Origin of the sequence: Paracoccus panacisoli (assembly GCF_042435015.1) — a bacterium.
GTDB classification, from domain to species: domain Bacteria; phylum Pseudomonadota; class Alphaproteobacteria; order Rhodobacterales; family Rhodobacteraceae; genus Paracoccus; species Paracoccus panacisoli.
Window position 1 is genome coordinate 1 of record NZ_JBHMQU010000077.1, and the last position, 4,554, is coordinate 4,554.

Sequence of the window (4,554 nt, forward strand, 5' to 3'; positions counted from 1 at the left end):
GTCCGTCCTCTCGTTGGGCCGGACTCTAGTCACAGATGGAGGAAAAAGCCCGTGGCAGGTCACCCTGCGTGTGCCAGAGCACTCCCAACCAGCCCAGATCGGAGTGCGCCGGCTCGATGATATCGACCGCAGGTCGATCGCCGGATCGAGCGTCATCGCCGCGAACCGACCGACGTTAAGATCTCGGTGGGTTTCGATCTTCTCGATCACGCAGGCGTCTTCGCGGTCAGGGCCATGACTTCGGCCAAGGGCTCTACCATCGGGATCAGGCGGTCTGGATCGGGGCCTATCGGCAACGCGCCGTCCCTACTCATGCCGACAGCAGCGCCGCCTCGGGCTGATCAAATTTCCCGACGAGCCTCGGACGCGCTGGCTAGTGTCGGCAAGAGCTGCACGAAGAGCAGCGGGTGCGCTGTGCATGGTTCATCCTCATAGACCGTCAGCTTGGGCTGGGGCTGGCGTACGACTTGCAGGCTGACACGGCGATGCCACGGTACAGTGGATAAAGAGAGTTTCTGAAACCGTTTGAGAGGAAGCACTGCTGGAAAGCAACTCCCGCAGCGCAACGAGTACTCCGGAACGTTTTTCGTTCATGTCATACACTTCGCACTCGCATCCACCCGATCGCCCACCCCCTAACTTGTCCCCGCCCCCCACCGCCTGTATCGCCGCGAGAATGGAGCGGGTCGACATCCTCATTCTCGGCGGCGGCGCGGCGGGGTTGTTCTGCGCGGGCAGCCTCGCGGGGCAGGGGCGGCGGGTGCTGGTGCTGGAACACGCCCGCGCGCCGGGCGAGAAGATCCGCATCTCGGGCGGCGGGCGCTGCAACTTCACCAATCTCGCCACTGCGCCCGACCGCTTCCTCTCTCAGACCCCGCGCTTCTGCGCCTCGGCGCTGGCGGGCTACACCCCCGCGGACTTCGTGGCGCTCGTGGACCGGGCGGGCATCGCCTGGCACGAAAAGACCGAAGGCCAGCTCTTCTGCGACGGTAGCGCGAAGCAGATCGTCGAGATGCTGCGCCGGCGGATGGAGGGGGCCGAGCTCCGCCTCGGCGTCGCGGTCGAGGGGATCACGGCCGGTACCCCGCACGTCGTCCACACCTCGGCCGGACCGATCCAGGCGCGCCATGTGGTGGTCGCCACCGGCGGCAAGTCGATCCCGAAGATGGGCGCCACGGGCATCGGCTACCGCATCGCCGAGACGACCGGGCACCGCCTCGTCGAAACGCGGCCCGGCCTCGTGCCGCTGACCTTCGGCGCGCATGAGCTGGCGCAGACGGCCCCGCTCGCCGGGCTGTCGGTCGAGGCGGTGGCCGAGACCACCACCGCACCGCGCAAGGGCCAGCGGCCGCCGCGCTTCCGCGACCAGCTGCTCTTCACCCATCGCGGGCTGTCGGGGCCGGCGATCCTGCAGATCTCGAGCTTCTGGCGGCCGGGCGAGGCGCTGCGCCTCGACCTCGCACCCGGCCAAGACCTCGCGGCAGAGCTGATCGCGGCCAAGCGGCAGGCGGGGCGCAGCCACCCGGCGGCGGTGCTGGGCCGGGTGCTGCCGGCGCGGCTCGCCGGCGCCATTGCCGAAGAGATGGGGCTGGGGGCCGCCCGGCTCGCCGATGTCCCCGACCGGGTTCTGGCGACGCTCGCCGCCCGGGTGTCGGCCTGGACGATCAGCCCGGTCGGCTCCGAGGGCTACCGCACCGCCGAGGTCACGCTGGGCGGCGTGGACGGCCGCGACCTCGACGCCCGCACCCTCGAGTCCCGCCGCGTGCCGGGGCTGCATTTCATCGGCGAGGTGGTCGATGTGACCGGCTGGCTCGGCGGCTACAACTTCCAGTGGGCCTGGGCCTCGGCCCACGCCGCCGCCCGCGCCATCCTTGCGGCCTAGACCCGCAGCGGGTCGGCCTTGGCCAGCGCGTCGAACCGCATCAGGCTGGCGATCAGCGCCGGCATCCGGTCGAGCGGGATCATGTTCGGCCCGTCCGAAGGCGCCGTGTCGGGCGTCTCGTGCGTCTCGATGAACACCCCCGCGATCCCCAGCGACACGGCCGCCCGCGCCATGACCGGCGCGAACTCGCGCTGGCCGCCCGACGAGCCGCCCTGGCCGCCCGGCTGCTGGACCGAGTGTGTCGCGTCCATCACCACCGGCCAGCCGGTCCGGGCCATGATCGGCAGCGACCGCATGTCCGCGACCAGCGTATTGTAGCCGAAGCTGACCCCCCGCTCGGTCAGCAGGATACGCTCGTTGCCGGTCGAGGCGACCTTGTCGGCCACGTTGGGCATGTCCCAGGGCGCGAGAAACTGGCCCTTCTTGATATTGACCACCGCGCCGGTCCGACCCGCGGCCAGCAGCAGGTCGGTCTGCCGGCTGAGAAAGGCGGGGATCTGGATGATGTCGGCCACCTCGGCCGCGCGGACCGCCTGCTCGGCGTCGTGCACGTCGGTCAGCACCGGGCAGCCGAAGGCGTCGTGCACGGCGGCGAGCATCTCGAGCCCCTCGTCGATCCCCACCCCGCGCCGCCCCGACAGCGAGGTACGGTTGGCCTTGTCGTAGCTTGCCTTGAAGACGAAGCCCGCCCCGGCTGCGGCGCAGGCCTCGGCCAGCACCCCGGCCAGCCGCAGCGCGTGGTCGCGCGTCTCGAGCTGGCAGGGCCCGGCGATCAGGACCAGCGGCAGGTCGTTGCCGAACACCACGTTGCCCGCGGTGACCGTCCGCTGGTCGCCACCCGCCCCCGCGCCCAGCGTCCCCGGCGCTTCCGAGCCGTTGTCGCGGATCATGTGGACACCTGTTCGCGCAGGATCGAGGCGGTCAGCGACATCATCAGGTAAACTCCGGAAAAGATTAGGAACGCCACGATCGTGTTCTGCAGCGCCTTGGGATAGGTCGCCTCGTCGGGCGGCACCGGGGCCACCGAGAGCGAGAGGTAGCGGACCTGCTTGTTGGCCTCGACCCGCGCGCTTTCCATCTGCGTCGCGGCGGCGGCCAGCAGCTGCTGGCGGGTGGTGAGGTCGCTCTCGGCGATCCTCAGCTCGCCCGAGATCGAGGCGAGCGACGCCCGGTCGCCCTGGTTCACGGTCAGTTGCGAGCGGGTCTCGGCGATCATCGTCTCAAGCCGGCCGATGTCGCCGCGCACGCCCTGCACCCGGCTCTGGTTCGGGCGCGGGTTGGCCTCGAGCTGGCCGAGTTCCAGCTGCTTCTTCGACAGCTCGCTCTCAAGGCTGGCGATGCGGCTCATCACTGCCCCGCTCTCGGCCATCGGGTCGAGGACGCCGAGCTTTTCCTGCAACTGCTGGACGCGGTTTTGCGCGTCCAGAACCTTCTGCTCGGAATCCTCGTAGCGCTCGATCGCGCCCTTCATCTGGTCGTCGCGCAGCCGCGCGGTCATCTGGTCCACCTGCCCCTCGGCATAGCGGATCAGGGCCACGCTGAAATCATGCGAGAGCGTGGGGTCGGGGGCAATGACGTTGAGGTTGATGACCCCCTCGGTCGGGTCGTAGCCGATCTTCACCGAGTCCTTGTAGACGCCGTAGGCCTGCTCCTGCGTGGCATCGGCGGGCAGGCGCTTCAGCGGATCGATGGCCGGGTCCTGGAAGGCGCGGGTGAAGCCCAGCTCCTCATCCAGCCGCTGCATGGCGGCGCGCGAGCTGAGATAGGCCTGCACCGACACGCTGTCGGGGTTGGTGGCCAGTTGCGTGCCCGAGAACAGCCCGCCGAGTTCGCTGCCGCCGCCCGAGTCGGCCTGCTGGATCAGAAACTGCGAGTGCGTCTCGTAAAGCGGCGTCGCCTGGGTGAAGTAGTACCAGCCCGCGATCATCGTCGGCAGGCCGACGAAGAACGCCAGCCGCGCCATCAGCATCATCAGGTTGCGGCGGCGGCGGCGGGCGATGTCGCGCTGGATGCGGAAGATTTCGGCCGCGCGGCGCTCTTCGGTCAGCATCTCGCGCGAGGGCAGGCCGGGCGCGTTGGGGGGCCCGGGCAGGGCGGGGGGCGCGGCCTTGGCCAGGTCGCGGCGCCGGGCGCGGGTCGGCAGCGCCGGGTCTGGCAAGCGCACCGGTGCCTGGGGCGAGGGCGCGGCCTGCGCCTCGGTCCCGGCATCGGCGAGGATGCGGCCCACGGCGCCGCGGTTGAACGGGTCGATGCCGCGGTCGCGCAGGCGCAGCACCGCCTCGACGTCGGTGGCGACCTCGATCCCGTGCATGGCGGCGATGCGGCGGGCGATGCGCAGTTGCCGGCCGGTCAGGTTCTCGGCCCGGATCGCGGCCAGCCGCTCGGCCTCGGTGGCGGGCGCGGCCGGGGTGGCCGCGGCGGCGGGGTCAGCGGGCGTAGCGGGTGCACCTGCCGCAGGGGCGGCCTCGGGCTTGGGCGCGGCGCCCGGAAAGCGGGTGTCGCCGAAGCCGTCGTCGTTCTCGCCCGCGAACAGCCGGTCGATCCCGCCGGGCTGGGCCGCGCCGGGCAGGGGCAGGTTCGCCGCCGCCTCGGCCCCCGACCGCGCGCCGCGCTGCAGCTCGACCCGGATCGCCGCGCGGGGCGGGGTGCCTGCGGGCGGCTGGCTGGGCGCC

Annotated in this window: 4 protein-coding genes; 1 reads left to right on the forward strand and 3 read right to left on the reverse strand. The window is 71.1% G+C overall.

All coding sequences use genetic code 11. The features are described 5' to 3' along the window. Positions 1-210: hypothetical protein (locus ACFHYO_RS14200; RefSeq protein ID WP_394321239.1), on the reverse strand; the 210-nt coding region annotated here is incomplete at its 3' end. Between the two features lie 466 nt (positions 211-676). On the opposite strand from ACFHYO_RS14200, the gene ACFHYO_RS14205 reads away from it, so the two are divergent. Next, positions 677-1,882: a BaiN/RdsA family NAD(P)/FAD-dependent oxidoreductase gene (locus tag ACFHYO_RS14205; RefSeq protein ID WP_394321241.1), complete on the forward strand. Its 1,206-nt coding sequence runs from the start codon at positions 677-679 to the stop codon at positions 1,880-1,882. Here the strand turns inward: ACFHYO_RS14205 and kdsA are convergent. Both kdsA and ACFHYO_RS14215 read right to left on the reverse strand, forming a co-directional pair. Beyond that, positions 1,879-2,772 (reverse strand): 3-deoxy-8-phosphooctulonate synthase, encoded by an 894-nt coding sequence (gene kdsA / locus ACFHYO_RS14210; RefSeq protein WP_394321243.1) that lies wholly within the window; start codon positions 2,770-2,772, stop codon positions 1,879-1,881. The genes ACFHYO_RS14205 and kdsA overlap by 4 nt on opposite strands. Next, positions 2,769-4,554: KpsE/RkpR family capsule polysaccharide export protein (locus ACFHYO_RS14215; protein WP_394321245.1), on the reverse strand; the 1,786-nt coding region annotated here is incomplete at its 5' end. The genes kdsA and ACFHYO_RS14215, both read right to left, overlap by 4 nt.